The 25,218-nt window shown below is 69.2% G+C and carries 28 protein-coding genes; 18 read left to right on the forward strand and 10 right to left on the reverse strand.

From position 1 onward, the window contains the following. Positions 1 to 97: 97 nt before the first annotated feature. The 4 genes from BJY22_RS08730 to BJY22_RS08745 all read left to right on the forward strand — a co-directional run bounded on the left by BJY22_RS08730 (position 98) and on the right by BJY22_RS08745 (position 4,680). Complete coding sequence (locus BJY22_RS08730; protein WP_167205111.1) at positions 98 to 1,186, forward strand: thiamine pyrophosphate-dependent dehydrogenase E1 component subunit alpha; 1,089 nt, start codon at positions 98 to 100, stop codon at positions 1,184 to 1,186. Then, positions 1,186 to 2,172, forward strand: a complete 987-nt coding sequence (locus tag BJY22_RS08735) for an alpha-ketoacid dehydrogenase subunit beta (RefSeq protein WP_167205113.1) — start codon at positions 1,186 to 1,188, stop codon at positions 2,170 to 2,172. Before BJY22_RS08730 ends, BJY22_RS08735 begins: the two co-directional genes overlap by 1 nt. After that, positions 2,169 to 3,530 (forward strand): 2-oxo acid dehydrogenase subunit E2, encoded by a 1,362-nt coding sequence (locus tag BJY22_RS08740; protein WP_167205115.1) that lies wholly within the window; start codon positions 2,169 to 2,171, stop codon positions 3,528 to 3,530. The genes BJY22_RS08735 and BJY22_RS08740 overlap by 4 nt, the downstream gene beginning before the upstream one ends. 82 nt (positions 3,531 to 3,612) lie before the next feature. Continuing rightward, positions 3,613 to 4,680: a dienelactone hydrolase family protein gene (locus tag BJY22_RS08745; protein WP_167205117.1), complete on the forward strand. Its 1,068-nt coding sequence runs from the start codon at positions 3,613 to 3,615 to the stop codon at positions 4,678 to 4,680. On the opposite strand, the gene BJY22_RS08750 is transcribed toward BJY22_RS08745, so the two are convergent. Then, positions 4,658 to 5,362, reverse strand: coding sequence for a TetR/AcrR family transcriptional regulator C-terminal domain-containing protein (locus tag BJY22_RS08750; RefSeq protein WP_167205118.1), 705 nt, complete (start codon positions 5,360 to 5,362; stop codon positions 4,658 to 4,660). The two genes, BJY22_RS08745 and BJY22_RS08750, sit on opposite strands and share 23 nt — an antisense overlap. A 340-nt stretch (positions 5,363 to 5,702) precedes the next feature. On the opposite strand from BJY22_RS08750, the gene BJY22_RS08755 reads away from it, so the two are divergent. Both BJY22_RS08755 and BJY22_RS08760 read left to right on the forward strand, forming a co-directional pair. Then, positions 5,703 to 6,689, forward strand: a complete 987-nt coding sequence (locus tag BJY22_RS08755) for a superantigen-like protein SSL4 (RefSeq protein WP_167205120.1) — start codon at positions 5,703 to 5,705, stop codon at positions 6,687 to 6,689. 85 nt (positions 6,690 to 6,774) lie between these two features. Then, positions 6,775 to 7,458: a class F sortase gene (locus BJY22_RS08760; RefSeq protein ID WP_337758393.1), complete on the forward strand. Its 684-nt coding sequence runs from the start codon at positions 6,775 to 6,777 to the stop codon at positions 7,456 to 7,458. On the opposite strand, the gene BJY22_RS08765 is transcribed toward BJY22_RS08760, so the two are convergent. Then, positions 7,455 to 8,330 carry an aldo/keto reductase gene (locus tag BJY22_RS08765; protein ID WP_272954895.1) on the reverse strand — a complete coding sequence of 292 codons (876 nt, stop codon included), beginning with the start codon at positions 8,328 to 8,330 and terminating at the stop codon, positions 7,455 to 7,457. The two genes, BJY22_RS08760 and BJY22_RS08765, sit on opposite strands and share 4 nt — an antisense overlap. Then, complete coding sequence (locus tag BJY22_RS08770; RefSeq protein ID WP_167205123.1) at positions 8,327 to 9,511, reverse strand: MFS transporter; 1,185 nt, start codon at positions 9,509 to 9,511, stop codon at positions 8,327 to 8,329. Before BJY22_RS08770 ends, BJY22_RS08765 begins: the two co-directional genes overlap by 4 nt. Before the next feature lie 124 nt (positions 9,512 to 9,635). Here BJY22_RS08770 and BJY22_RS08775 point away from each other — a divergent pair, with 124 nt between their 5' ends. Both BJY22_RS08775 and BJY22_RS08780 read left to right on the forward strand, forming a co-directional pair. Then, positions 9,636 to 10,085, forward strand: coding sequence for a MarR family transcriptional regulator (locus BJY22_RS08775; protein WP_167205125.1), 450 nt, complete (start codon positions 9,636 to 9,638; stop codon positions 10,083 to 10,085). Position 10,086: 1 nt separating this feature from the next. After that, on the forward strand, positions 10,087 to 10,275 hold the full coding sequence (locus BJY22_RS08780; RefSeq protein ID WP_167205127.1) for a DUF3099 domain-containing protein: 189 nt from the start codon (positions 10,087 to 10,089) through the stop codon (positions 10,273 to 10,275). Here BJY22_RS08780 and BJY22_RS08785 read toward each other — a convergent pair. Beyond that, positions 10,260 to 11,192 carry a cation diffusion facilitator family transporter gene (locus BJY22_RS08785; protein WP_167205129.1) on the reverse strand — a complete coding sequence of 311 codons (933 nt, stop codon included), beginning with the start codon at positions 11,190 to 11,192 and terminating at the stop codon, positions 10,260 to 10,262. The genes BJY22_RS08780 and BJY22_RS08785 overlap by 16 nt on opposite strands. Next, the gene (locus BJY22_RS08790; protein WP_167205131.1) at positions 11,185 to 12,078 is read right to left on the reverse strand and encodes a LysR family transcriptional regulator; all 894 of its coding nucleotides are present in this window, start codon (positions 12,076 to 12,078) and stop codon (positions 11,185 to 11,187) included. The genes BJY22_RS08785 and BJY22_RS08790 overlap by 8 nt, the downstream gene beginning before the upstream one ends. A gap of 70 nt (positions 12,079 to 12,148) precedes the next feature. On the opposite strand from BJY22_RS08790, the gene BJY22_RS08795 reads away from it, so the two are divergent. Then, a complete protein-coding gene (locus BJY22_RS08795) occupies positions 12,149 to 13,201 on the forward strand; it encodes an SDR family oxidoreductase (RefSeq protein ID WP_167205133.1) in 1,053 nt (350 codons plus the stop codon). Here BJY22_RS08795 and BJY22_RS08800 read toward each other — a convergent pair whose 3' ends face one another. Further along, positions 13,202 to 13,489, reverse strand: coding sequence for a hypothetical protein (locus BJY22_RS08800; RefSeq protein ID WP_167205135.1), 288 nt, complete (start codon positions 13,487 to 13,489; stop codon positions 13,202 to 13,204). Positions 13,490 to 13,518: 29 nt separating this feature from the next. On the opposite strand from BJY22_RS08800, the gene BJY22_RS08805 reads away from it, so the two are divergent. The 5 genes from BJY22_RS08805 to BJY22_RS08825 all read left to right on the forward strand — a co-directional run bounded on the left by BJY22_RS08805 (position 13,519) and on the right by BJY22_RS08825 (position 19,249). Beyond that, positions 13,519 to 14,124 (forward strand): helix-turn-helix domain-containing protein, encoded by a 606-nt coding sequence (locus tag BJY22_RS08805; protein WP_167205137.1) that lies wholly within the window; start codon positions 13,519 to 13,521, stop codon positions 14,122 to 14,124. Positions 14,125 to 14,232: 108 nt separating this feature from the next. Continuing rightward, positions 14,233 to 15,393, forward strand: a complete 1,161-nt coding sequence (locus BJY22_RS08810) for an NAD(P)/FAD-dependent oxidoreductase (RefSeq protein ID WP_337758395.1) — start codon at positions 14,233 to 14,235, stop codon at positions 15,391 to 15,393. A gap of 130 nt (positions 15,394 to 15,523) precedes the next feature. Continuing rightward, positions 15,524 to 17,341 (forward strand): FAD-dependent oxidoreductase, encoded by a 1,818-nt coding sequence (locus BJY22_RS08815; RefSeq protein ID WP_167205139.1) that lies wholly within the window; start codon positions 15,524 to 15,526, stop codon positions 17,339 to 17,341. Beyond that, a complete protein-coding gene (locus BJY22_RS08820) occupies positions 17,338 to 18,240 on the forward strand; it encodes a dihydrodipicolinate synthase family protein (RefSeq protein ID WP_167205141.1) in 903 nt (300 codons plus the stop codon). The genes BJY22_RS08815 and BJY22_RS08820 overlap by 4 nt, the downstream gene beginning before the upstream one ends. A 7-nt stretch (positions 18,241 to 18,247) precedes the next feature. Next, complete coding sequence (locus BJY22_RS08825; protein WP_167205143.1) at positions 18,248 to 19,249, forward strand: proline racemase family protein; 1,002 nt, start codon at positions 18,248 to 18,250, stop codon at positions 19,247 to 19,249. Positions 19,250 to 19,276: 27 nt separating this feature from the next. On the opposite strand, the gene BJY22_RS08830 is transcribed toward BJY22_RS08825, so the two are convergent. Beyond that, a complete protein-coding gene (locus BJY22_RS08830) occupies positions 19,277 to 19,630 on the reverse strand; it encodes a UBP-type zinc finger domain-containing protein (protein ID WP_167205145.1) in 354 nt (117 codons plus the stop codon). 139 nt (positions 19,631 to 19,769) lie between these two features. Between BJY22_RS08830 and BJY22_RS08835 the strand changes: the two genes are divergently transcribed. Next, positions 19,770 to 20,270 carry a VOC family protein gene (locus BJY22_RS08835; protein WP_167205147.1) on the forward strand — a complete coding sequence of 167 codons (501 nt, stop codon included), beginning with the start codon at positions 19,770 to 19,772 and terminating at the stop codon, positions 20,268 to 20,270. Positions 20,271 to 20,299: 29 nt separating this feature from the next. Here BJY22_RS08835 and BJY22_RS08840 read toward each other — a convergent pair whose 3' ends face one another. From BJY22_RS08840 to BJY22_RS08850, 3 genes are read right to left on the reverse strand one after another with little or no spacing between them, the layout of a single operon-like run. Next, entirely contained in the window at positions 20,300 to 21,139 is an 840-nt protein-coding gene (locus BJY22_RS08840) for a 5-oxoprolinase subunit C family protein (protein ID WP_167205149.1), read from the reverse strand. Further along, a complete protein-coding gene (locus BJY22_RS08845) occupies positions 21,136 to 21,741 on the reverse strand; it encodes a 5-oxoprolinase subunit B family protein (protein WP_167205150.1) in 606 nt (201 codons plus the stop codon). The genes BJY22_RS08840 and BJY22_RS08845 overlap by 4 nt, the downstream gene beginning before the upstream one ends. After that, a complete protein-coding gene (locus BJY22_RS08850) occupies positions 21,741 to 22,502 on the reverse strand; it encodes a LamB/YcsF family protein (RefSeq protein WP_337758396.1) in 762 nt (253 codons plus the stop codon). The genes BJY22_RS08845 and BJY22_RS08850 overlap by 1 nt, the downstream gene beginning before the upstream one ends. An 85-nt stretch (positions 22,503 to 22,587) precedes the next feature. Here BJY22_RS08850 and BJY22_RS08855 point away from each other — a divergent pair, with 85 nt between their 5' ends. The 3 genes from BJY22_RS08855 (at position 22,588) to BJY22_RS08865 (ending at position 25,218) form a co-directional block, all read left to right on the forward strand. Further along, positions 22,588 to 23,337 (forward strand): GntR family transcriptional regulator, encoded by a 750-nt coding sequence (locus BJY22_RS08855; protein ID WP_167205154.1) that lies wholly within the window; start codon positions 22,588 to 22,590, stop codon positions 23,335 to 23,337. Positions 23,338 to 23,380: 43 nt separating this feature from the next. After that, the gene (locus tag BJY22_RS08860) at positions 23,381 to 24,808 is read left to right on the forward strand and encodes an aminopeptidase P family protein (RefSeq protein WP_167205156.1); all 1,428 of its coding nucleotides are present in this window, start codon (positions 23,381 to 23,383) and stop codon (positions 24,806 to 24,808) included. Positions 24,809 to 24,990: 182 nt separating this feature from the next. After that, positions 24,991 to 25,218 carry a hypothetical protein gene (locus BJY22_RS08865; protein ID WP_167205158.1) on the forward strand — a complete coding sequence of 76 codons (228 nt, stop codon included), beginning with the start codon at positions 24,991 to 24,993 and terminating at the stop codon, positions 25,216 to 25,218.

Genomic DNA, 25,218 nt, shown 5'->3' on the forward strand with positions numbered 1-25,218 from the left:
TCCGGCCAAACGTCTCTCAATAATTCCAGCTATAGATCCAGTTGGCCAGGAGGTACGACGATGAGGCTACCGTCCGTCTCCTGCGCTGGAGGGCCTCATGACCACAGTCGAGGAGCGTTTGCTCCCCTCCGCGGACCCCGTCTGTCTGATCGATCAGAACGGCGTACCGCACGAAGATCCGTCGTACGACCTGCCGGCCAAGGAGGCCTTGCTCGACGGTTACGTTCAGTTGATCAAGGGCCGCCGGTTCAACGACCAGGCCAGCGCGTTGGTCCGTCAGGGCCGGCTCGCCGTCTATCCGTCGTCCTTCGGTCAGGAGGCCTGTCAGATCGCGGCCACGATGGTGCTGCGCGAGGGCGACTGGTTGTTCCCGACGTACCGCGACTCGGTGTCGATCATGAGCCGGGGCATCGACCCGATCGAGACACTGACCCTGCTCCGCGGGGACTGGCACTCCGGCTACGACCCGTACGAGCACAAGGTCGCGCCGCAGTCGACCCCGCTCGCGACACAGCTCCCGCATGCGGTCGGCGTCGCGCACGCGGCCCGGCTGAAGGGCGAGGACACGGTCGTGATGGCGCTCGTCGGCGACGGCGGCACCAGCGAGGGCGACTTCCACGAGGCGCTGAACTTCGCCGCGGTCTTCCAGGCGCCGGTCGTGTTCTTCGTCCAGAACAACGAGTACGCGATCTCGGTGCCGCTCGCCAAGCAGAGCGCCGCGCCTTCCCTTGCCCACAAGGGCATCGGGTACGGCGTCCCGGGTGAACGGGCCGACGGCAACGATCTCGCCGGTCTGCTCGCCGTCCTCGGACGGGCCGTGGACAAGGCGCGCGCCGGTGAAGGACCCCAGCTGATCGAGGCGCACACGTACCGCGTGCAGGCGCACACGAACGCCGACGACGCGACCCGGTACCGCGAGGACGCCGAGGTCGCCCCGTGGCTCGAGCGCGACCCGATCCAGCGGCTGACGACGTACCTCGAACGGCAGGGCTGGCTGGACGACGCCGTGAAAGAACGCGCCGAGGCGAGCGCTGTCCAGGTCGCCGCGCAGTTGCGGGACGGTCTGATGCCGGAGCCCGAGGTGGATCCGGCGGACCTGTTCGCCTACCTGTACGCCGAGGAGACGCAGCAACTGCGGCAGCAGGCCGCGTTCCTGCGCGACGAACTCGCCCGTGAGGAGGCCTGATGACGCACATGAAGATCTCGATGGCGCAGGCGCTCAACCAGGCGCTGCGGGACGCGATGACGGCGGACGAGTCCGTGGTGATGTTCGGTGAGGACGTCGGCGCGCTCGGCGGTGTCTTCCGGATCACTGACGGGCTGACCGCCGAGTTCGGCGAGAAGCGTTGCTTCGACACCCCGTTGGCCGAGGCCGGCATCGTCGGGATGGCGGTCGGGATGGCGATGAACGGGATGCGTCCTGTGGTCGAGATGCAGTTCGACGCGTTCGGGTACCCGGCGTTCGAGCAGATCGTCTCGCACGTCGCCAAGATGCGGAACCGGACCCGTGGGCGGGTCGCCTTGCCGATGGTGATCCGGATCCCGTACGGCGGCGGTATCGGCGGCGTCGAGCATCACAGCGACTCGTCGGAGAGCTACTTCGCGCACACGCCGGGTCTGACCGTGGTGACGCCGGCTACGGTTTCGGACGCCTACGGGTTGTTGCGCAAAGCAATTGAATTTCCCGATCCGGTCGTGTTCATGGAGCCGAAGAAGCTCTACTGGGCCAAGGAGGAGGTCGACCTCACCGAGGCGCAGCCGGGGATCGGGACGGCCGTCGTACGGCGGGACGGCGCGGACGCGACGTTGATCGCGTACGGTCCCGCGGTGCCGGTCGCGCTGGAGGCGGCCGAAGTGGCGGCGGCTGAGGGGCGGCAGCTGACTGTGGTGGATCTGCGGTCGGTCGTCCCGTTCGACGACGAGACGGTGTGTGCCGCGGTACGGCGTACCGGTCGGGCGGTCGTGGTCGCGGAGGCGAGCGGATTCGCCAGTGTGTCGTCGGAGATCGTTGCCCGGGTCACCGAGAAGTGCTTCCACTCGCTGGCGGCGCCGGTACGGCGGGTGACCGCGTTCGACATCCCGTTCCCGCCACCGAAGCTGGAGAAGTACCAGCTGCCGAGTGTCGACCGGATCCTCGACGCGGTCGACGACCTGCAGTGGGAGGACTCGTGAACACCTTCCTGCTCCCCGATCTCGGCGAAGGACTCACCGAGGCGGAGATCGTGCGCTGGCTGGTGAAGGTCGGTGACGTGGTTGCCGTCGACACCCCGGTGGCCGAGGTCGAGACGGCCAAGTCGATCGTCGAGCTGCCGTCGCCGTACGCCGGTGTGATCGAGGAACTGCACGGCGAACCCGGTACGACGGTCCCGGTCGGCAAGCCGCTGATCACGGTCGGGGATCCGGCCGGCGCAACGTACCGGCAGGAGGAGCGGGCCGGATCGGGCAACGTCCTGGTCGGCTACGGGACGACCGAGCAGGGCGGGTCGGGGCGGCGGCGGAAACCGCGAGCAGTTGTTTCCGGACAGCGTCCGCGGCCGGTTTCGGAAAACGGTGCGGAAAACGGTGCGGAAAACGTTTCGCCGGCGCGCGCGGTGCCGTTGGTGATCTCGCCACTGGTCCGGCGGTTGGCGCGTGACGCCGGCGTGGACCTGAAGACGCTCACCGGCTCGGGCGAAGGCGGCCTGATCGTCCGGCGGGACGTCGAACAGGCGATCGCCGAACGCTTCACGCCGGCAGCGCAGCCCGCGACGCAGCCCGCAGCGCAGCGGGCGGTGCAGTCGGCCGGGGTGGCGGTCGGTGAGGTCGTGCGGAGCGAGTCGGCTTCGCGGACCGGGCTGCCGGAGTTGCGGCGTACTCCGATGAGTGGGTTCCGCAAGGCTGTGGTCGCGACGCTGAGCCGGAGCCGGGCGGAGATCCCCGAGGCGACGACGTGGGTCGACGTGGACGCGACCGCTCTGGTCGAGCTCCGCGAATCGTTGCGAACGGCAACGGATCAGGGACCGGGCCTGCTCGCGTTGATGGCACGGTTCGTGGTCGCGGGCCTGCTGAAGTACCCGGAGCTCAACGGGTACGTCGACACCGAGCGCGAGGAGCTCGTCCAGTACGACGGTGTGAACCTCGGCCTCGCGGCGCAGACGGACCGTGGTCTGCTCGTCCCCGCGGTCGGCAACGCCCACACGCTGACGACGCGCGGTCTGGACGCGGAGATCCACCGGCTGACGGCGGCTGCCGGGGACGGCCGGCTCACCCAGCACGAGCTGACGTCCGGGACGTTCACGCTGAACAACTACGGAAGCTTCGGCGTGGACGGCAGCGCGGCGATCATCAACCACCCGCAGGTCGCGATCCTCGGCGTCGGCCGGATCATCGACCGTCCGTGGGTCGTCGACGGTGAACTCGCGATCCGCAAGCTCACCCAGCTGTCGCTCGTGTTCGACCACCGAGTCTGCGACGGAGGCACCGCGGCCGCCTTCCTCCGCTTCGTCGCCGACGCGTTCGAGAACCCGGCATCCGCCTTCGCCGACCTCTGAGGAACCCGCCGACCATCGAGACACCGCCGCAACCCGCCAGCTGACCGGGCCGGCGGTGCGCTCGGTGTCTCATGATGTGTGGATGGACTCTGAGGACCTGGGTGTCTACAGCGACTGGATCGAGCACGCGGCGTCGCCGAAGGCCCGCACAGGTCGCCCGCTGCCGCCGGAGGAAGTGCGCGACGCCGTACGCCGCATGGTCGCGACCGCAGGCCCGGCCGGCGGACCGGCGGACCTTCGCGTCGAGCGCCGGTGGACGGCGGACGGGCTGGTCGGCGAAGAACTGTCGTACTCAGTGGGCTTCGGTCCGCGGACTCACGCCTGGGTGCTGAAGCCGGCCGACGCCGACGGACCACTGCCCGGCGTACTGGCGCTGCACGGCCACGACGGCTTCAAGTACTACGGCAAGGAGAAGATCGCCAACACCGACGAAGAGCCGTTGGCCGTCGTGAGCGCCCTGCGGGACGAGCTCTACGAAGGTCGAGCCTTCGCCAACGACCTTGCCGCGCAAGGGTACGTCGTCATGGTGCCGGACGTGTTCTGCTGGGGCAGTCGCCGCTTCCCGTTGCCGTACGACGACATCGCGGAGTACAACACCGCAGCCTGGCAGCACGAACACCTCGTCGAGAAGTACTGCACCATCCTCGGTACGACGATGGCCGCTGTCGTCGGCCGGGAGGATCTGATCGCCCTGGCCTATCTGCGGAGCCGCGACGACACCACCGACCGGACCGCCAGCATCGGACTGTCCGGTGGCGGCTGCCGTTCGGCGTTGCTGCGAGCAACGAGTCCTGAACTGACCGCCGCGGTCGTGGTCGGGATGATGGGGACCTACAACTCCTTGCTCGACAAGAACGTCGCGACCCACACCTGGATGCTCATGCCGCGCATGCTGCCGGAGGGTATCGACTGGCCGGATGTGGCGGCCTGCCAAGCGCCGGCGCCGCTGCTCGTGCAGTACGGCCGGCAGGATCGGCTGTTCCCGCTGGACGGGGCCGAGGCTGCACATCGGCGAATCTCGGAGCACTACGCAGGAGGAGCGTCGTACAGCGGCCAGTTCTTCGACGGGCCGCACAAGTTCGACCAGGCGATGCAGGAGGCCGCCTTCGTCTGGCTGGGCGACGTTCTCAAGAGATCTGTCGCGGTTTGAGGCCGGTCAGGATCACCCGCAACCCGGAGGCGAAACGTGCTTCCGGGCCGGCGCTGCTCTCGCGGTTGAGGTAGGCCGCCAGATGGTCCGCGTCGACGCCCATCCGATGCGCCGAGCTGGTCGCCCAGCGCAGTTCGTTCATCCCGCTCCGCCGTACCACTGAGAACCAGGCCGAATCGGTCACCGCGGAGCCGATCAGGTAGTGGAAGGTGGCGGATACCGCCGAGTCCAGGTGGGTTCCCTTGAAGCCGGCCGTGGCCAGGATGCCCTGCACGCGGTCGATCAGCGCCTGGTAGTTCGGCCCGAGACCTGCGTGCGTTGGGAGCAGTTGCGCGGCCCACGGGTGTTCCCACAGTGCCTGGTACGCCGTTTGTACGACCGCCGTCACCTGTGCGCGCCAGTCACCGTCAGGCGGCACCGGGATGTCTGCGAGGACTGCGTCGACTACGAGCTCGAGCAGGTCGTTCTTGGTCGCGATGCGCCAGTACAGCGCGGATGTTGCCGCAGTACCCAGTTCCGCCGCCATCACGCGCATCGAGAACGCGTCCAGGCCGTCGCGGTCCAGCACCTTGATCGCCGTCAGGACGATCTGTTCGCGGCTCAGCGGGGCTCGGGTGGGAGGTGGTTCCTCCCGCAGCCACACCGACCCCAGCACGGTCTTCCGATCCGCTTCGCGCGCCACCCGCCGGAGCATAGCGAATACGGCGTATCAGAACCTAAAACAGTGTATTAGTGGCGAATGGCAACTACTTTCGGTGTGCTTTCGGGACGCTGCGTTGCGAAACGTAAAGATGACGGCGAGTCGAAGGCCCGTGACTTGCGCCACGCGGCTGGGATCAGCACAATCGCGAAGGTCGAGCTCGCATGGGGGCGGGCCGGTCGTCGACCGGAGTCGGAGCTCGACCGCCGGCTGCTACAGCCGCCGGGGATGCCTAGTACCGCCTGGTCCGGGCCCGAACATCGCTCGGGGGACCACCGACGATTAGCCGGTTGAGCGACCGGCCTCAGACTTAGGGAAAACTGTGAACGAAACATCGGTGGACGCGCGAGGACGCCGCAAGAACTCGCGCGTAATCGCACTCCTCGGCAGCGCCGGAGCGCTCGCCCTGACCCTCGGCGGCGTCGCCCTCGCGACAGCCCCGGCCGCATCCGCGGACGGCAAGGTGGAGACGGGCAACGTCAAGTGCTCCACGCTGATCGACGGGTGGTCGGCGAAGGAGTTCAAGTTCGAGTCGCCGAAGGTGGGTGTCACGCCCAAGACCGTGGACGGCGTCACGATCACCCTGACCGTTCGCCCGCTGCTTGCGGACGTCAACGACCACCCCGGTGACCAGACGGGCAACCAGGTCGTCGACTTCGCGGCCGTCGGCGGCGAGGTTCTGGTCGCCATCGTCAAGGGTGGACCGAACGCGAACGTCTACGACTACCGCCCGGGCGGGGTCACCACGGGCACGGCGTTGCACGCGCCGCTGGCCGACAACGGCAAGTTCCCCGACATCAGCCACGTAGAGTTCTGCGTCGGCAAGGGCACCACGCCGACGCCGTCGGAGACGCCTTCCGAGACGCCGAGCGAGACACCTTCGGAGACCCCGAGCGAAACTCCGTCGGAGACGCCGAGCGAGACCCCGTCCGAGACGCCTTCGGAGACCCCGAGCGAGACGCCTTCGGAGACTCCGAGCGAGACGCCTTCCGAGACGCCGAGCGAAACTCCGTCGGAGACGCCGAGCGAGACCCCGTCGGAGACCCCCAGCGAGACGCCGTCGGAGACGCCGAGCGACACCCCGTCCGAGTCGCCGACTGTGGCGCCGACCGACACGCCGTCGGAGAGCACCCCGCCGGTCGCGGTTCCGACCGACATCGACGCGGGTCTGTCCGGTGACGCGAAGAACGCTTCGGCGATCACCAGCACCCAGGGCACGTTCGGCATCGGCCTGCTGTGCCTGGGCGGTGTGCTCCTGATCGCGGGCGCCGCGAAGACGCTGCAGCGCCGGGGTCAGCACTCTGCCTGACGGATCGGCCAGGCGTCGCCGTCCGGGTCGCGCACGCCCCTCATGGTGGGCGATCGCGGCCGGGACGGCAGGCGTCGCGTTGCTCGTGGCCGGAGGCTACGTACAACTGAAGTCCAGTGGTGACGAGGATCGGCGCCAGGCAGGCGCCGATCCTGCCACGTCGGCAACAGCCCCGGCCGCCCCGACCACACCGACGGCCGGCAAGCCGTCGGCAACCGGCACAGTCGGTGCGACGTCACGCGGTACGCCGTCCGCGTCGTCGCAGAACACCAGCCAGCCGGCGACCCCGCGGAACTCGCCTCCTCCTGAGATCCGCAGTACTACTCGAGCTCAGCCCGGCGACCCGGTCAGGGTGTCCGTGCCAAGTCTGGGCGTCTCAGCGCGGGTATTGAGCATCCGCGCCCGCGGCGGAACGCTCGTCCCGCCGTCGAATCCCTTGCTGGTCGGCTGGTGGTCCGACGGCGCCAGACCGGGCGCCGCGAAGGGCTCGGCGATCATCACCGGCCATACCGTGCACACCGGCGGTGGCGCCTTCGACGACCTCGACCGCCTGGCGGCCGGCGACACGGTCTCGGTGACCACCAAGCGCGGAGCGATCAGCTATGTGGTCTCATCGGTCACGGTCTACCGCAAGAAGACCCTGGCGAGGCAGGCCGCGCGTCTCTTCGACCAGTCCGTCCCCGGACGCCTTGTCCTCGTCACGTGCGAGGACTGGGACGGTACGGCGTACCTCAGCAACGCGGTCGTCATCGCCGTCCCGAAACGCTAGGCGACGCCGACCATCCGGCGATCCTCATCCACGCGATCCCGAGCGTTCCGGCAGGCCGCGTTGAAGGTGTCCGGGTCGGGCCCGGTGCGTTCGCCGCGGTCGAGGGTTGTGAGGGTGGCGATGTCCTCGTCGGTGAGTGTGAAGTCGAAGACGTCCCGGTTCTCGCGGATGCGGGACGGGGTGACGGACTTCGGGATGACGATGTTGCCGAGCTGCAGGTGCCAGCGGAGCACGATCTGCGCGGGCGTGCGCTCGTACTGCGCTGCGAGCTTGGTGATCGCCGGCTCGTCGAGTAGTCCGCCGCCCTTCGCCAGCGGGCTCCACGCCTCGGTACGGATGCCGAAGTCGCTGTCGTAGGCACGTACTTCGGCCTGCTGCAGGTACGGGTGCAGCTCCACCTGGTTCACGGCAGGTGTGATTCCGGTGAGCCGGTCCAGGTGATCCGGCTGGAAGTTGGAGACACCGATCGCGCGGACCAGTCCGTCCGCGTACAGCTTCTCGAGTGCACGCCAACTGTCGACGTACAGGTCACGTGCCGGGGTCGGCCAGTGGATGAGGTACAGGTCCAGGTACTCCAGGCCCAGCAGGGACAGGCTCTGCTCGAACGCCTTCAGCGTCGAGTCGTAGCCCTGGTCCGCGTTCCACAGCTTGGTGGTGATGAACAGGTCGCTGCGGTCGATTCCGGACGCTGCCAGCGCCTGACCGACACCTGCCTCGTTCTGGTACGCCGCAGCGGTGTCGATACTGCGGTAGCCGGCCTCGAGCGCATGTGCCACGGCAGCTGCCGTTTCGTCGTTCGGGACCTGGAACACGCCGTACCCGAGCTGAGGCATCTCGACGCCGTTGTTGAGCTTCACGGTGGGGACCATCAGTGGCTTCCTTCAAGTACGAGTGCGGGGACCTGGCTGGCGTGGCGACGGTCCAGCAGGCCAGAGATGAGCGCGACGAGCAGACCGGCAACAGCAAGAGCGGCGCCGACCCAGTTGGGTGCCGTGTAGCCGAGGCCGTGCTCGATGGTGAGTCCACCGAGGTAGGCGCCGGCGGCGTTGCCCAGGTTGAACGCCGCGATGTTGGCCGCGGACGCCAGCGCCGGAGCGCCTTTCGCCTTGTCCATCACGCGCTTCTGCAACGGAGCGACGGTGGCGAACCCAGCAGCACCGAAGATTGCGATCGTCACGGCAGACGGGAGCTTTGCGTGCGCAGTGAAGACGAAGACGACCAGCACTGCGGCTAGTAGTGCCAGGATCAGGTACAGACTCGGCATCAGTGACCGGTCCGCTGCCTTACCGCCCAGCAGGTTGCCTACGACCAACCCACCGCCGAACAGCACCAGCAGCCAGGTCACGGCACCAGAGGAGAACCCAGCGACGTCGGTCATCATCGGAGCGATGTAGGTGAACGACGCGAACACCCCGGCGAACCCTAGTGCGGTCATGGCGAGCGCCAGCCACACCTGCAGGCTCTTGAACACCGCCAGCTCGCTACGCAGCCCAGGTCCTTCCTCAGACCCTTGCCGCGGTACCAGGAACACAATGCCGAGCAGACCGACCACACCGAGCGCAGTGACCGCCCAGAACGTCGACCGCCACCCGAATTGCTGACCGAGCGCAGTCCCACCCGGTACGCCGAGCACGTTGGCAACTGTCAGTCCGGTGAACATCAGCGCGATCGCACTGGCCTGCTTCGCCTTCGGTACGAGCGACGCGGCGACCACCGATCCGACACCGAAGAACGCTCCGTGGGACAGCGCCGCCACGATCCGCCCGGTCATCAGGACGCCGTACGACGGCGCGATCGCGGAGACCAGGTTGCCCGCGATGAAGACACCCATCAGTGCGAGCAGCACGGTCTTGCGGGAGACCTTGGAGCCGATCGCGGTGAGCAGCGGGGCGCCGACCACGACGCCCAGTGCGTAGCCGGAGATGAGCAGACCGGCGGACGGGATGCTGACGCCGAAGTCGGTGGCGACCTCGGGCATCAGCCCCATGATGACGAACTCGGTGGTTCCGATCCCGAACGCACCGATCGCGAGCGCGAGCAAAGCCGCGGGCATGGGTCCTTCTCTCCCTCGAATGTAGTCTTATGACTATTACCGGCGTGCGCGATAGTTGCACACGCGGGCTATTGCACAAGCGCTATGATTGCGCATGCAAGCGTAGGGTTCAAGTGGAGGTGCCGTGGGACTACCGGATGACGCCGCGGAGGCGCGGGCGCAGGGCTGGCGCACCCTGGCGGCGCTGCATGCGCGGATCGAGGACGAGCTGGAGCGCGCGCTGCAGAAGCAGCACGGGCTGTCGGTGAGTGAGTACAGCGTGCTGGACGTGCTGGCGCGGCAGGACGACTACCACCTGCGGATGAACCAGCTGTCGAACGCCGTCGTACTGAGTCAGTCCGCCACAACCCGGCTGGTGAACCGGTTGGAGGACCGCAAGCTGCTGCAGCGCTACCTGTGTCCGACGGACCGGCGGGGCATCTACACCGAGGTCACCGAGGCAGGCCGCGACCTGCTCGACCAGGCCCAGCCGACACATGACGCAGTACTGACGTCCGCTCTGGAGAAGGCCGCCGAGCTACCTGAGCTCTCCCCGCTGGTCACCGCGCTGGGGAAGCTCCCGCTGACGGTGTGACATGGCCCGCCGGTACGACAACCGCAAGCTCTACTACTGGCTGATGGGCAGCTGTCTCGTGCTGATCGGTCTGGCGTGGTTCGTCGTCCGGCTGTTCTCGATCCCGGTGGCGATCGGGATGAGCGCGGTCGCCGCCGTACTGCCGCCGATCGCGGTCATCGTCGCGAACTGGGGTCACGACAAGCGCTGACGCGCGTCCGCCGGAGTCGGGTCCAGATAGAGGTGCCGCACCATGGGATAGCTGGCGCGCACGGTCCGGTCGATCCGCTCGGCGAGTTGTTCGACAGCGGCGCCGGTGGTGGCGGAGTCGACCAGGTCGACCGTCACGACGACCAGTACCTGGTCCGGCGCGAGCCGCAGGCTGAGCAGGTCGAGGACCTCGTCGATCCCGGGCTCGCCGGCGATGATCGTCCGGATCTCACGCTGGATCTCGGGCGGCAGCGCGCGCCCGATCAGCATCGCCTTGTTGTCGCGGCCGAGGACGAAGGCGACGCCGATCAGCAGTACGCCGATCGCGATCGACGCGGCGCCGTCCCAGACATGGTCGCCGGTGACGACGGCGAGCGTCACCCCGACCGCCGCGATCAGCAGACCGATCAGCGCGGCGGAGTCCTCCAGCGCCACGGTCTTGACGGCGGGCTCGGCGCTCCGGAGATGCTGCCGGAGCGGTACGCCGGCGGCGCGGGCCTCCTGCCGGAGCTGGAAGATCGCGCGCACCCAGGACGTGCCCTCGAACAGGAACGAGACGGCGAGCACCGGGTAGATCACCGCGAGGGCCGCGATCGGTTCGGGGGCGAGGATCGAGCGCAGCCCTTCGGTGATCGAGAAGCCGGCGCCGAGGACGAAGATGCCGACCGCGGCGAGCAGGGCCCAGAAGTACCTCTCCATGCCGTAGCCGAAGGGGTGGCGTGCGTCGGCAGGCTTGCGGCTGCGGCGCAGCGCGGTCAGCAGGAACGCCTCGTTGAGCGTGTCGGCGACCGAGTGCGCCGCCTCCGCGAGCAGTGCGCTCGATCCGGACAGCAGGCCTGCGACGATCTTCGCGATCGCGATCGCGAGGTTCGCCGAGCCGGCCAGGAGGACCGTGGCATCCGACTGTTCGTCAGGCATCACTTTCGCGTGCCCGCAGGCCCGCCGACTGAAACAGCACGTCGATGAAGGCGGCGGCCAGTGGGTCCGGCTCACCACGGGTGTACGCCGTGAGCGTCCGACGTACTGCCGGCTCGGGACGGAGGATGTGGCCGTCGAAGTCCTTCGCGAGGATGTTGTCGGGGACGAGTGCGGGACCCAGACCGGCGGCCGCGAGTGCTGGTGCGGCGGCGGTCTGCTCCGTCCGTACGGCGATCCGCGGCTCGAAACCGGCCTGTGCACACGCCTGGTTCAGGACGTCGGCGAGACCGTGGCCCGGTGTGTAGTGGACCCAGGCGCGGTCGGCCAGATCCTGGAGCTTCACGGTCTCACCGGAAGCGGCGGGATCGTTGGCGGCGACCACGACGACGAGTTCCTCGGTCCCGAAGACGCGCGTGACGCCGTTCCACTCGGTGGGCTGTGGTCCGACGGCGAGGTCGGCTTCGCCGGCGTTCATCGCGTCGACGAGCTCGTCGGTATGGCGGTGCTCGAAGAGGCGGATGCCGACGTTCGGCCGGGTCTGACGCCACAGCCGCAGCGCTGCGGGCAGGATACCCAGGGTGATGGAGTAGAGCGTCGCGATCTGCAGTTCGCCGACCTCCAGGCCGGCCGCTTGCCGGGCGGCGCAGCGGGCCCGTTCCGCGTCGGCCAGTGCGGCGCGGGCGTGCGGGAGCATCGCGCGGCCGGTCGGGGTGAGGCGGATGGAGCGCGGGAGCCGCTCGAGCAGCGGTCCGCCGGCCGAACGCTCGAGCGTCCGGATCTGATGGGACAGTGCCGGCTGTGTGACGTGGAGGAGCTCGGCGGCCTTCGTGAACGAGCCTTCGTCGACCACGGTGACGAAGTACTCGAACTGCCTCAGTGTTGCCATGAATTCAGTTTATGGCTCTGGTGAAAACTATGCCTTGGTCTTATCTACGCAGGTCAGGAAGGCTGTTGGCATGGCGAATGTTGCGTTGGTGGTCGGCGCCCGTGGAGTGATCGGGACGAACCTGGTGGAGCATCTGGCGTCCCTGCCGGACTGGCAGGTGATCGGCTTGTCGCGGCGCGGCGGTACCGACGTACCGGGTCGGGTGCGGCATGTCGCGGTCGATCTGCTGGACCCGGACGACACCCGCAGCAAACTGGCCGGCCTCACCGACGTGACGCATGTGTTCTACGTGGCCTATCAGGACCGCCCGACCTGGGCCGAGCTGGTCGCGCCGAACCTCGCGATGCTGGTCAACGTCGTCGACGCGATCGAGCCGGTCGCGGGCGGTCTGCGGCACGTCAGCCTGATGCAGGGATACAAGGTGTACGGCGCACATCTCGGGCCGTTCAAGACGCCGGCTCGCGAGGACGACCCGCCGCATCTGCCGCCGGAGTTCAACGTCGATCAGCAGCGGTTCCTCGAGGAACGGCAACGGGGCAAGGACTGGACCTGGTCCGCGCTGCGTCCGTCGGTCGTGGGTGGAGCGGCGCTCGGCAACCCGATGAACCTCGCGGTCGCGATCGCCGTCTACGCGTCGTTGTGCAAGGAACTCGGCGTACCGCTGCGGTTCCCGGGCAAGCCCGGTGCGTACCACTCGCTGCTGGAGCTGACCGATGCCGGATTGTTGGCAAAGGCAACGGTCTGGGCGGCGACCGCGCCGGCCGCGGCGAACCAGGCGTTCAACATCACGAACGGCGACCTGTTCCGCTGGAGCGAGCTGTGGCCCAAGCTCGCCGCCTGGTTCGGGCTGGAGGCCGCGCCGCCGCTGCAGTTGTCGCTGCAGGACGTGATGGCGGATAAGGAGCAGGTGTGGAAGCAGTTGCAGGCGACGCATGACCTGACCTCGACGTCGTTCGCCGAGGTGTCGTCGTGGCCGTTCGCGGACTTCGTCTTCGGCTGGGACTACGACTTCTTCGCGGACGCGTCGAAGTCACGCCGGGCCGGCTTCCACGAGTACGTCGAGACCGAGCAGATGTTCTACGACATCTTCACCGACCTGCGCCGGCGTCGAATCATCCCGTGATCAGTCGCCTCGCAGGTAGGTCCCATGCGTGCGCAGGAAGTAGATCGGATCCGTATACGTGCCGGGGAGTTTGCCCAGCGACTGGATGACCGTGGACGGACCGTTCGCGTGGCTCATCGCGTACAGGTACGCGGAGGCGGAGTACCCACCCCAGCCGGAACTCACCTTGGTAAAGGACGGATCTGCCGGCTCAGCCGTGTTGGAGTTGTACGACGCCTGCCCGACGGCGCCTGTGTTCGTGACGACGATGCCGGACTCCAGCGACGGAAGGGCGTCGCTACCGCGCAACAGGACCGAGGTTGTCGCGTGGATGTGGCATGCTCCGGGCTGTGACGGTGATGGGTGCGGGAAAGCTGCTCGGGACGAACCTGCGGGCGCGGCGGGACGAACAGGGCATCTCGCTGTCCGAACTCGCCCGGCGGTCCGGGATCGCGAAGGGCACACTGTCCCAGTTGGAGTCCGGCGCGGGGAACCCGACGATCGAGACGGTGTTCAGTTTGTCGAACGCTCTCGGCGTACCGGTCTCGGCGCTGCTGGCCGAGTCGCCGGCCTCCGACGTGGTGCTCGTACGGGCCGCGGACGTCGACGTACTGTCCGGTGAGGCGATCGACCTGCGGATGCTGCGGCGGCTGGAGCACCGGGGCGGGTTGTTCGAGATCTACAACCAGGAGATCCGGCCGGACGCGGTACAGCAGTCCGACGGGCATCCGGGGACCGAGCACCACATCGTTGTGACAGGGCGGCTCCGCGTCACTACACATGGGCAAACCGCCGAACTGGGACCGGGCGACTACCTGGCGTTCCGGGCGGGCACGCCGCACGGTTACGAGGCCGTCGACGGGCCGGTGCGATCGGTGCTGCTGCTCGAGTACCCGCCGGACGTTTACCCGACAGCTGCCGGCGGGCCGCATCTGCCGGGATAGTTCCGGAAGAAGTCCGGGAGAGGTCCGGATGAGTGCATTGACCGGCCCCGGGACCGCGCGTAGTCTCGATATCGTTCATTTTAGCGAACGCATAGCGAGGGAGTAGCCGTGCACCGGTCCGCGACACCCGACGTGGTGGTGGTCGGCGCGGGCATGGTCGGGGCCGCGTGCGCGGAGGCGCTGTCCGCGGCCGGCGTCCAGGTGCTGGTGATCGACCGCGACGGCCCTGCCGCCGGTACGACGGCATCGGGCGAGGGCAACGTGCTCGTCTCGGACAAGGAGCCCGGGCCCGAGCTGGAGCTGGCCGTCGCGTCGCGCGCGGAGTGGGACGTCGTACGTCGACGGCTGCCCGAGCGGGTCGCCGACGTGGAGTGGGAAGCCAAGGGCGGTGTGGTGGTGGCGACCGGGGACCCGGAGCCGTTGACCGCGTTCGCGGCGAAACAACGGGAGGCCGGAGTCTCGGCTCGGGTGATCACGCCCGCGGAGGTCTTCGACCTCGAGCCGCTGATCACACCGCGGGTGACGATCGGCGTGCACTACCCCGACGATGCGCAGGTCCAGCCGGTGCTGGCGGCGACGGCATTGCTGGCAGCGGTTCGCGAGCGCGGCGGCGAGGTTCGATCGGGGGTCACCGCGCTCGGGGTGCGGCAGTCACGGGGCCGGGTCGTCGGCGTCGAGACATCGGACGGCGACATCGCCTGTGGTGCGGTGCTCAACGCGTGCGGGCCGTGGGCCGGCGCGTTCAGTACGGCGGCCGGTGCGCCGATCGCGGTGCTGCCGCGGCGCGGGATGATCCTGGTGACCGCTCCGCTGCCGGAGTGTGTGCGCCACAAGGTGTACGACGCGGATTACGTCGGCGCGGTCGGGAGTGGGGACGCCGAGTTGCAGACGTCCACCGTGGTCGAGTCGACCCGGGCCGGGACGGTGCTGATCGGTTCGAGCCGCGAGCGGATCGGGTTCGACGACACGGTCCGGGTCAGGGTCCTGCGCGAGCTCGCCCGCAAGGCCGTCGGCTTGTTCCCGTTCCTGGGCGATGTGCCGGTGATGCGCGCGTACGGCGGCTTCCGTCCGTACGCCCCGGATCACCTGCCGGTCATCGGCCCGGATCCTCGCGTCCGCGGCCTCTGGCACGCAACAGGCCACGAGGGCGCCGGCATCGGCCTGGCCCCCGCCACCGCCCGCCTGATCACCGAACAGTTCCTCGGCCTGAATCCCCACCTCGACCCAACCCCTTTCCGGGTCGACCGCCCGACGGTGATCGCCGCATGAACTCCTCACCTGCCCCGAAAGACACCGCGATCGCCGACCCGCGCCCACGCGCCGACGGCCCGCCCAAGGCCCGCACGTTCACCCTCGCCGAACACCGACGTTCTCCTGCCGACTCGGTCCGGGAGGCGTCATGACCGCCTATCGACGCCCGCGTCCGGGGGATCCGGCCGAGGTCGGTACGCCGTCGGCGGTGGACGTCACCGTCGACGGAGAGGCGGTTGTTGCCGACGCCGGTCAGACCGTGGCCGCCGTACTGCTCGCCAACGGAAGCGACACCTGGCGCACCACCCGCGTGCACAACCGCCCGCGAGGCATCTTCTGCGGCATCGGCGCCTGCCACGACTGCCTGATCACCGTGAACGGCCTTGCCGACGTTCGAGCCTGTCAACGCACGATCGCCGACGGCGACGCGATCACCACCCAGCACGGCGCCGCCCTGCCAACAACCTCATCCACACAATCAGCGCCAGCCGCGAAGGCTGGGGCTGGACCGGTGGTGCGGGTGGCGGAGGTTGTTGTGGTGGGGGCCGGTCCGGCCGGGATCGCGGCGGCGCTTGCGGCGGCGGACGGCGGGGCCGAGGTGCTTGTGGTCGACAACGGGCGGGCGGTCGGCGGGCAGTACAACCGGCAGCTGCCCGGGGAGTTCGCCGCCCGTCGGCCGGATCGGCTGCAGCACGAGTGGAAGGCGTTCGCTCAGCAGCGGGACCGGTTCGCCGACCATCCGCGGATCAGCTACCTGCCCGAGACCTCCGTCTGGGCGATCGAAGGACTCCGGCTCTGGGCTCAGACCGGCCCGGCCGACGCGAGCGGCCGCCGGCCCTTCGCGATCGACGCCAAGGCAGTCGTCCTGGCAAGCGGCGCGTACGATCGCGTCCTTCCCTTTCCTGGCTGGGATCTCCCGGGCGTCTACACTGCCGGTGCCGCGCAGGCTCTGGCCAAGGGACAGCGCATCGCCGTCGGGCACAACGTGCTTGTCGCCGGCACGGGCCCGTTCCTCCTCCCCGTCGCCGAGTCGCTGGTCGGGGTCGGCGCCCACGTCGTCGCGCTCCTCGAGGCCAACTCGCTGGCCACCGTCCGCGCGGGCTGGTCCACCGATCCACTGGTTGCCCCGAGCAAGCTTCGGGAGGCCGTCGGGTACGGCGCTCTGCTCGCCCGCCACCGCATCCGACTCCGCCACGGCTGGACCGTGATCGCCGCGCACGGCACCGACCGCGTCGAAGCCGCCACGATCGCGCGCCTCGACAACGACTGGCGCCCGGTCCGAGGCAGTGAACGCCGTGTGGACGTCGACGCTGTCTGCGTCGGCTTCGGCTTCACCGCCAACCTGGAGCTCGCTGTCGCCGCCCGCTGCGACCTCACCACCGGTCCCGACGGCGGCCCAGCCGTAGCCGTCGACGCCAACCAGCAGACCAGCACTCCGGGCATCTTCGCGGCCGGCGAACTCACCGGCATCGGCGGTGCAGCCCTCTCCACAGCCGAGGGCGCAGTTGCAGGCACAGCCGCAGCCCACCACACCAGCTCCGCCTCTGCTCCAAGCCCGGCCCCGCAGGCCGACCCAGCTGTACGGCGGGCTGTCGAGCGTGGGCGGCGATTCGCGAGCGCGTTGTCTCGGGCGTATCCCGTACGGGACGGATGGAAGAGCTGGAGTGACGCGGACACGCTCGTCTGCCGGTGTGAGGAAGTGACGCGCGGACAACTCGAAACCGCCGCGGACGACCGCCGGCTCGAGGACGGGCGGGCGATGAAGCTGAGTAGTCGCGCGGGGCTCGGGATGTGTCAGGGGCGCGTGTGCTCGCGCACCGTCGCCGCATTCCTCGCCGCGCCGGGCGACGTACCGGAACCGAGCATGAAACGACCGATCGCCGTACCAGTGAGGTTGCGGGATCTGGCCGAGGCCGAGGTCGCGGAATCACCAGGAATCAAGCCAGGAACCACGGAGGAGCAATGACCGAGAAGTTGGACGGCGTGATCGTCGCGACCACACTCCCGTACGCCGAGGACGCGTCGGCGCCGGCAGGGCTGCGCCCGGAGCTCGACAAGTACGCCGAGCACTGCCGCTGGCTGATCGACAACGGCTGCCGCGGCATCGGGCCGAACGGATCGCTCGGCGAGTACTCGTCGCTCACCGACGACGAGCGCCGCGCCGTGGCGAGGACCGCGATCGAGGCAGTAGGTGACGACGGTGTCGTGGTCGTCGGCGTCCACGGCGTCGGCTCCCACCAGGCCCGCGGCTGGGCCGAGAAGGCGGCCGAGGACGGCGCGGACGGCGTACTCTGCCTGCCGCCGACCATGTACCGGGCAAACCGCGGCGAGGTGATCGCCCATTTCACCGAGGTCGCGAAGGCCGGCCTGCCGGTGATGGTGTACAACAACCCGCTCGACACCAAGGTCGACCTGACCCCGGACCTGCTCGCCGAGCTTGCGCAGATCGAGAACATCGTCGCGGTGAAGGAGTTCTCCGGCGACGTCCGGCGGATCCTCGAGATCCGCGAGCTGGCGCCGGACCTGGCCGTCATCGCGGGTGCGGACGACCTGACGCTGGAGGCGCTGCTGATGGGCGCGACCGGCTGGTTCGCCGGCTTCCCGAACGTGTTCCCGAAGGAATCGGTCCGGTTGTTCGAGCTCGCTACGCAGGGCAAGCTGGAGGAGGCGCGCGCGTTGTACGAGCCGTTGGTCGCCGCGTTCCGGTGGGACTCGCGGACCGAGTTCGTCCAGGCGATCAAGTACAGCATGGACTACGTCGGGCGGTTCGGCGGACCGTGCCGGCCGCCGCGCGGGCCGCTTGTCCCCGAGCACCTCGCGCAACTGGAACAGGACATGAAGAAGGCCGTGGAGTCGCTGAAATGAGGCAGGCATGAGGTCCGTCCGGACGATCAGCGCCATCGACTCGCATACCGAGGGCATGCCGACCCGCGTCGTCACCGGCGGGGTCGGCGTCGTCCCCGGTGCGACGATGGCCGAGCGCCGTGAGTACTTCGTGAAGCACCTGGACGACCTGCGGTTGTTCCTGGTGAACGAGCCGCGCGGTCATGCGGCGATGAGCGGCGCGATCCTGCAGCCGCCGACCCGGTCCGACGCGGACTGGGGCGTGCTGTACATCGAGGTCTCCGGCTGCCTGCCGATGTGCGGTCACGGGACGATCGGCGTGGCGACGGTGCTGGTCGAGTCCGGCATGGTCGAGGTGACCGAGCCGCATACCTTGGTCCGCCTGGACACCCCGGCCGGGCTCGTCGTCGTAGACGTTGCCGTCAGCAACGGTCGCGCGGAGCACGTGACGCTCCGGAACGTCCCGTCGTACTCCCATGCTCTGGATGCCTCGGTGGAGGTCCCCGGGCTGGGCAAGGTCACGTACGACCTGGCGTACGGCGGGAACTACTACGCGATCCTGCCGCTGGAGCAGCTCGGCATCCCGTTCGACCGGGCCGAGAAGGACCGCATCCTGCAGGCGGGCCTGGACATCATGGACGCGATCAACACCACCGATCGCCCGGTGCATCCGCTCGATCCCGGGATCACCGGGTGCAAGCATGTGCAGTTCACCGCTCCGGGCGTCGACGGCGCTCACTCGCGCAATGCGATGGCGATCCACCCCGGCTGGTTCGACCGTTCCCCGTGTGGCACCGGTACGTCGGCCCGGATGGCGCAACTGCACGCTCGTGGCGAGCTCGGCCTGAACACCGACTTCGTCAACGAGTCCTTCATCGGGACCCGCTTCACCGGCCGCCTCATCGAGGAGACAACGGTCGGTCCACACCCCGCCGTCATCCCCACGGTGACCGGCCGAGCCTGGATCACCGGCACCGCCAACTACCTCCTGGACCCCGACGACCCGTTCCCAACCGGCTTCGTCCTCTAGCGCCGACCCGAGCGCCGTCCGGGCGGGTCAGCGGTGGAGGTGGGCCTTCCAGTCGTCGGGGACCTTGCCGCCGGGGACGGGTTGGGTTTCGGGGCGGGAGGCTGGTGGGGCGAGGTCGGGGCCGTCGTAGTACTGGGCCTCGCCGTAGTGCCAGAACCAGTCCTCGCCCGGCTCGAAGCTGCGGACGATCTGGTGCCCGGTCTCAGCCGCGTGGGCGGAGGCGTGCTGGGCGGGGGAGGAGTCGCAGCACCCGATGTGACCGCACTGCGCACACCGGCGCAGGTGGAACCACCAGCCGTCACGCTCCAGGCACTCGACACATCCGCTGCCACTCGGGGGCACCGTGCTGTCGATACCCGGTGTTCCAGAACTCTCCGTCATATCGCACATCTTGACCCCTCCCCGGTCGCCGGACAAGCAAGCGACCAGGCCGTGCGCGAGCTGACGGAATACCGTCGCCGCTTCCAAGCCGCCGGGGAATAGGTCAGTTCCTGTCCGCTACTTCCGGGAGACTTGAGGCATGACGACACAGCAGATTCCTGGTGGCAAGTCGACGGTCACGCCGTACATCGCCGCGAAGAGCGCCGACCGGTTCCTGGAGTTCGTGGAACGGACCTTCGAGGTGCGGACGACGGCACGGGTCCTGAACGAGGACGGAACGGTCGGCCACGCCGAGATCACCGTCGGCGACTCGGTCCTGATGACGTTCGACGCGGCGCCGGACTGGCCGGACACCCCGAGCTTCCTCAGCGTGTACGTCGACGACGTGGAGCGGGTCTACCAACGAGCGCTCGACGCGGGGGCGACCGTGGTGACCGAGCTGATGTACTCGCGGATCATCGGTGACCGGGTCGGCCGGGTGAAGGACCCGGTGGGCAACATCTGGTGGTTGCAGACGCACGTCGAGGACGTGGATCCGGGCGACCTGCAAGACCTGTTCGCGGACCCGGTCGAAGCCGCCGTCATCCGCAAGGCGCAGGACACGTTCGCCGCCGAGATGCGCAGCCGCAGCACGAACTGAGCAGCCGCAGCACGAACTGAGCAGCCGTACTACGAACTGATCAGCCGGACCGGCTGGCCGGGGCGGAGCTGGGCGCAGGTGTCGAGGTCCGCCTCGGTGACGTAGGCGATGACGGGATAGCCGCCGGTCACCGGATGGTCGGCGAGGAAGATGACCGGTGTACCGGACGGCGGGATCTGGATCGCGCCGCGGGCCATGCCCTCGCTGGCGAGTTCCCCGGTCCGGGCGCGTTCGAGTGGCTCGCCGTCGAGCCGTACGCCGACACGGTTGCTGTTGCTGCTCACGCGATACGGCTGCGAAACCAGCGACGCCCATCCCGCGTCCGTGAACCAGTCCCGCCGCGGCCCCGGCGTGACCCGCAGTACCGCCTCTCCGCCGGTGGGATGCGCGACCGGCGCCAGATCGACCCCCGGCATTGGCTCCACCAACGATCCGACCGGCAGTGTCCGGCCGGCCGTGAGCGGCGCGGGACCGAGACCGGACAGCAGGTCGGTGGAGCGAGAACCGAGCACCGGAGGTACGTCGATCCCGCCGCGGACCGCGACGTACGTCCGCAACCCGGTGGACGGTACGCCGAGCCGCAGCACTTCACCGGCGCGGAGCGTGGCCGGAGCGTTGAGCGGTACGCCGGTGCACGGTGCGCCCGTGATCGCGACGACGAGATCCCCGTCGGCGTGCACCACCAGTCCGCCGAAGGTCACCTCGAGCGCTGCCGCGCCGACCGGATTACCGACCAGCCGGTTCGCCAGCGAGTACGCCGCCCGGTCGCAAGCCCCCGACGCCGGGACGCCGAGTGCCGCCTGTCCGGCCCGCCCGCAGTCCTGGATCGTTGCCAGCGGCCCGGTTTCCAGGACGGTCAGGCTGCTCATCCACGACCCGCGTCGACGAACCGGACCCGGCGGCCGGGGTGGAACAACGCGGCCGGATCGCGGTCGGAGTCGAAGATCCGCACCGGCGTACGGCCGATCAACTGCCACCCGCCCGGCGACTCACGGGGATACACACCACTGAATTCTCCCGCCAGCGCGACCGCGCCGGCCGGCACCTTGGTCCGGGGCGACTCGCGCCGCGGTATGTCCCACGTCCCCGACGACGTCAGGTACCCGAACCCGGGCGCGAACCCGCAGAACGCCACCGTCCACTCGTCCGCGGTGTGCCGGGCCACCACCTCCGCCGCCGAGCACCCGAGCAGCCGGGCCACGTCGTCGAGGTCCTCCCCGTCGTAGACAACCGGGATCTCGATCAAGTCACCCGCAACCTGCGACCCTGCCGTCGCCTTCACCGCGCGAAGAGCCCGCGCCAGTACGTCGAGACTGCCCGAGGTCGTGACCAGCACGGTCCGAGCCGCCGGTACGACGTCCACCACGTCCGCGGGCGGATCAGCGGTCAGCGCGGCGTAGTACCCGAGCACCTCGTCGAGGTCGTCGAGCTCGACGAGCAACGCCCGGTCGCCCGAGGGCAGTATCTGCATCAGCCGGTGAACGGGTGCAACGTCACGCCCGCTCCCTCCAACGCGCCACGTACCTTGCGCGCGATCTCGACCGCGCCCGGGGTGTCACCGTGCACGCAGATCGACGACGCGTCGACCACCAGCGAGCCGCCGGCGATGTCACGGATCGCCTGCCCGGTCGCCATCGCCGTACACCGAGCCGCGATCTCGTCCGCGTCGTGCAGCACGGACCCGGGCTCGCGCCGCGACACCAACGTGCCCTCCGGCGTGTACGCGCGGTCCGCGAAGGCCTCGTGGACGGCGGTCAGACCGGCCTCGCCGGCGAGCCGCAGCCACTCCGACCCGGGCAGGCCGAGAACAGGCAGCGTCTTGTCGTACTCCGCAACAGCCGCCACCACCGCGCCCGCCTGCTCCACATCGCGGCCGATGGTGTTGTACAGCGCCCCATGCGGCTTCACGTACCGGACCCGGTCGCCGGCGATCCGCGCGAACGCGTCGAGTGCGCCGAGCTGGTACACGACCTCGTCCCGCAGCGCGGCCGGCTCGATGTCGACGTACCGCCGCCCGAACCCGGCCTTGTCGGCGTACCCGACATGGGCCCCGATCGCGACGCCGCGCTCGACCGCCTCGGCCGTCACGCGGCGCATGATCGACGGGTCGCCGGCGTGGAAGCCGCAGGCCACGTTCGCACTGGTCACGACCTCGAGCAGCGCCGAGTCGTCGCCCATCGACCAGGAGCCGAAGCCTTCACCCATGTCCGCGTTGAGGTCCATGTCCGCCACCTCCTGGCCCTGAGCGTAGAAGATTGTTGAACAATCCTGCAAGAGGCTTGTTCCACTTTTCCGTGTCACCTGGGATGATGCGGACATGACTACGGGTGGGGCCGAGGAGGCCGGCCGGCAGGAGTGGCTGCGGACCGTCGCCGCTGATGTCGCGCGCCTGGACCGGAGCAGCTCGGCGGAGCGTGCCGCGGACATCCTCCGGCGCAGTATCACCGAGGGTGCGCTGCCGCCCGGCGCCCAGCTGTCCGAGGTGGAACTGACCGAGGTCCTGGAGGTCAGCCGGAACACGCTGCGCGAGGCGTTCCGGCTGCTGACCCACGAGGGACTGCTGGTCTACAAGCTGCACCGCGGCGTCTTCGTCCCGGAGCTGGACGAGCACGACGTGATCGACCTGTACCGGCTGCGCCGCGTCCTCGAGGTCGACGTGATCCGAGGGCTGGCCGACCGCGACCCGGAGCTCCCGTCGAGCAGGCTGGAGCCGCTGCACGACGACGTCGAGGCTGCCGAGGCGGCCGCCCGGGCGGACCGCTGGCCCGCGGTCGGTACGGCGAACATGCGCTTCCACCAGCACCTGATCGGCCTGGCGGACAGTGCGCGGATGGACGCGATGACGGGCCGGCTGCTCGCGGAGCTGCGGCTCCTCTTCCACGTGATCGCGGCGCCGCGCGAGCTGCACGAGCCGTACATCGAGCGGAACCGCGGGCTGTTCGAGCTGCTCGAGGCCCGCAAGTACGAGCAGGCCGCGGTGGACCTGCACCAGTACCTGCTCGACTCCGAAGCAGCCCTCCTCGCGGCGTTCCGGGATAAGGGCTTGCAAACCCCGTCCGGAACCTGAGTTGATGAGCTGACACCGACAGCAGCAAAGGGGAGTTCAGCTCATGACCGACGACGCCCGGCCCGACCAGACGCCGAAGTCCTATCGCCCCATCGACGCGAAAGGGTTCCGGGAGTTCATCTCTCGAGGCTGGGGGCCGGTGGACCGCTCCGTGTCGGTACCCGAGGGACTCGCCGAGGCGGCCGCGGAGCATCGGCGCAAGCTCGCCGCCGCGCTGCCGGGCCGCCGGATCGCGCTCGCGGCCGGCCGTGCGCCGGTCCGGTCGAACGACACCGACTACCAGTTCCGCGCGGACAGCGACTTCGTCTGGCTGACCGGTTGCCAGGCCGAGGGCGCCGTCCTCGTCATCTCCGGGGACGGCGACGCGACGCTCTACCTGCGCGAGACCGCGGGACCGGACGAGGCCGACTTCTTCGCCAACGCACGCGACGGTGAGCTGTGGATCGGCCCGGTGCCGGGCCTGAAGGACTGGTCGGACGCGCTGCAGATCGCCTGCCGCCCGATCGAGGAGCTGCCGGCGGCGGTGCGCGGCGCGGTCCCGTTCATGCTGTCGGTGCCCGGTGTCGAGCCGATGCTGGACGCCCTCGTACGGACGTCGCCCACCGACGGCAACGCGCTGCGCCAGACGCTCGCGGAGCTGCGCCGGATCAAGGACGACTGGGAGCTCGACCAGTTGCGCGAGGCCGTCGCCGCCAGTGTGCTCGCGTTCGGCGACGTCGCCAGTGAGCTGCCGGAAGCGATCCGTGGCGGCGGCGAGCGCTGGCTGCAGGGCACCTTCGACCGGCGTGCGCGGACCGCGGGCAACGGCGTCGGGTACGCCTCGATCGTTGCTGCTGGCAATCACGCGCCGGTGCTGCACTGGGTCCGCAACGACGGCCCGGTGAACGAGGGGGACGTGATCCTGCTGGACGCCGGTGTCGAGACCCGCACGCTCTACACCGCCGACGTGACCCGGACCTTCCCGGCCACGGGCGAGTACACCGCGGCGCAGCGACAGGTGCACGACCTCGTGCACAAGGCGCAGCTCGCCTCGCTCGACGCCGTCAGGGTCGGAGCGCCGTACCGCGCCTTCCAGTACGAGGCGTTGCGGGTGCTGGCCGAGGGACTGCGGGACTGGGGCCTGCTCGATGTGTCGCTCGACGAGCTGCTCGGGCCGGACGGCCAGCAGCACCGCCGGTACATCGTCTGCGGCACCGGCCACTACATCGGCCTCGACGTCCACGACTGCGACGCGTCGCGCCCGGAGGCGTACTTCGCCGGCACCATCGAGGCCGGTATGGCGCTCGCGGTCGAGCCGGGCCTGTACTTCCACCCGCACGACGAGACCGTGCCGCCGGAGCTGCGCGGCATCGGCATCCGGATCGAGGACAACGTCGTCGTGCACTCCGACCGGCTGGAGATCCTCACCGAGGACCTCCCGATCACCACCGACGGACTCGAGCAGTGGACCCGCTCGAAGATCGGGAAGTAATCAAAATTACCGGTCACGAACAGTAACGTTCGCCGCTCGCCCGACGATGTAGAGGGCGGGGGGAGGGCCGACTCGGCCCGGCGAGTGGCAGTGGGGGGCCGCGAACCACGCACCCGGCCGAGGCGGCCCTGGACTGGGGCCAAGGGGGGACCCAGGATCTCTGGGTACGGGGAGTAATCATCATGAACCTGCGAGTGCGAGTAGTGAACTGCGGACGCCGGCACTGGTACGCCGACATCGACGACGCCGACGATCCGCAGCCCGACGACCCGTTCTGGTACGTCGACAACTGCCGGACCCAGGCGCAGGCGCTGCAGACTGCCTGCGTCGAGCTCCGGCTGATGTCGGGACGACTGGTCCGCGGCGATCAGCTCGACCGGGTGCTCGACGTGACCGGCGTGCCGGTCTGA

Source organism: Kribbella shirazensis, from assembly GCF_011761605.1.
Lineage (GTDB): Bacteria > Actinomycetota > Actinomycetes > Propionibacteriales > Kribbellaceae > Kribbella > Kribbella shirazensis.

Bases quoted from the DNA above. Each gene is read 5' to 3' on its own strand.
- BJY22_RS08855 (WP_167205154.1), top strand. From the start codon at position 22,588: ATGACTACGGGTGGGGCCGAGGAGGCCGGCCGGCAGGAGTGGCTGCGG.
- BJY22_RS08730 (WP_167205111.1), top strand. From the start codon at position 98: ATGACCACAGTCGAGGAGCGTTTGCTCCCCTCCGCGGACCCCGTCTGT.
- BJY22_RS08835 (WP_167205147.1), top strand. From the start codon at position 19,770: ATGACGACACAGCAGATTCCTGGTGGCAAGTCGACGGTCACGCCGTAC.
- BJY22_RS08770 (WP_167205123.1), bottom strand. From the start codon at position 9,511: ATGCCCGCGGCTTTGCTCGCGCTCGCGATCGGTGCGTTCGGGATCGGA.
- BJY22_RS08745 (WP_167205117.1), top strand. From the start codon at position 3,613: ATGGACTCTGAGGACCTGGGTGTCTACAGCGACTGGATCGAGCACGCG.
- BJY22_RS08825 (WP_167205143.1), top strand. From the start codon at position 18,248: ATGAGGTCCGTCCGGACGATCAGCGCCATCGACTCGCATACCGAGGGC.
- BJY22_RS08815 (WP_167205139.1), top strand. From the start codon at position 15,524: ATGACCGCCTATCGACGCCCGCGTCCGGGGGATCCGGCCGAGGTCGGT.
- BJY22_RS08865 (WP_167205158.1), top strand. From the start codon at position 24,991: ATGAACCTGCGAGTGCGAGTAGTGAACTGCGGACGCCGGCACTGGTAC.
- BJY22_RS08790 (WP_167205131.1), bottom strand. From the start codon at position 12,078: ATGGCAACACTGAGGCAGTTCGAGTACTTCGTCACCGTGGTCGACGAA.
- BJY22_RS08840 (WP_167205149.1), bottom strand. From the start codon at position 21,139: ATGAGCAGCCTGACCGTCCTGGAAACCGGGCCGCTGGCAACGATCCAG.
- BJY22_RS08780 (WP_167205127.1), top strand. From the start codon at position 10,087: ATGGCCCGCCGGTACGACAACCGCAAGCTCTACTACTGGCTGATGGGC.
- BJY22_RS08805 (WP_167205137.1), top strand. From the start codon at position 13,519: ATGCTCCGGGCTGTGACGGTGATGGGTGCGGGAAAGCTGCTCGGGACG.
- BJY22_RS08845 (WP_167205150.1), bottom strand. From the start codon at position 21,741: ATGCAGATACTGCCCTCGGGCGACCGGGCGTTGCTCGTCGAGCTCGAC.
- BJY22_RS08795 (WP_167205133.1), top strand. From the start codon at position 12,149: ATGGCGAATGTTGCGTTGGTGGTCGGCGCCCGTGGAGTGATCGGGACG.
- BJY22_RS08830 (WP_167205145.1), bottom strand. From the start codon at position 19,630: ATGACGGAGAGTTCTGGAACACCGGGTATCGACAGCACGGTGCCCCCG.
- BJY22_RS08820 (WP_167205141.1), top strand. From the start codon at position 17,338: ATGACCGAGAAGTTGGACGGCGTGATCGTCGCGACCACACTCCCGTAC.
- BJY22_RS08860 (WP_167205156.1), top strand. From the start codon at position 23,381: ATGACCGACGACGCCCGGCCCGACCAGACGCCGAAGTCCTATCGCCCC.
- BJY22_RS08735 (WP_167205113.1), top strand. From the start codon at position 1,186: ATGACGCACATGAAGATCTCGATGGCGCAGGCGCTCAACCAGGCGCTG.
- BJY22_RS08785 (WP_167205129.1), bottom strand. From the start codon at position 11,192: ATGCCTGACGAACAGTCGGATGCCACGGTCCTCCTGGCCGGCTCGGCG.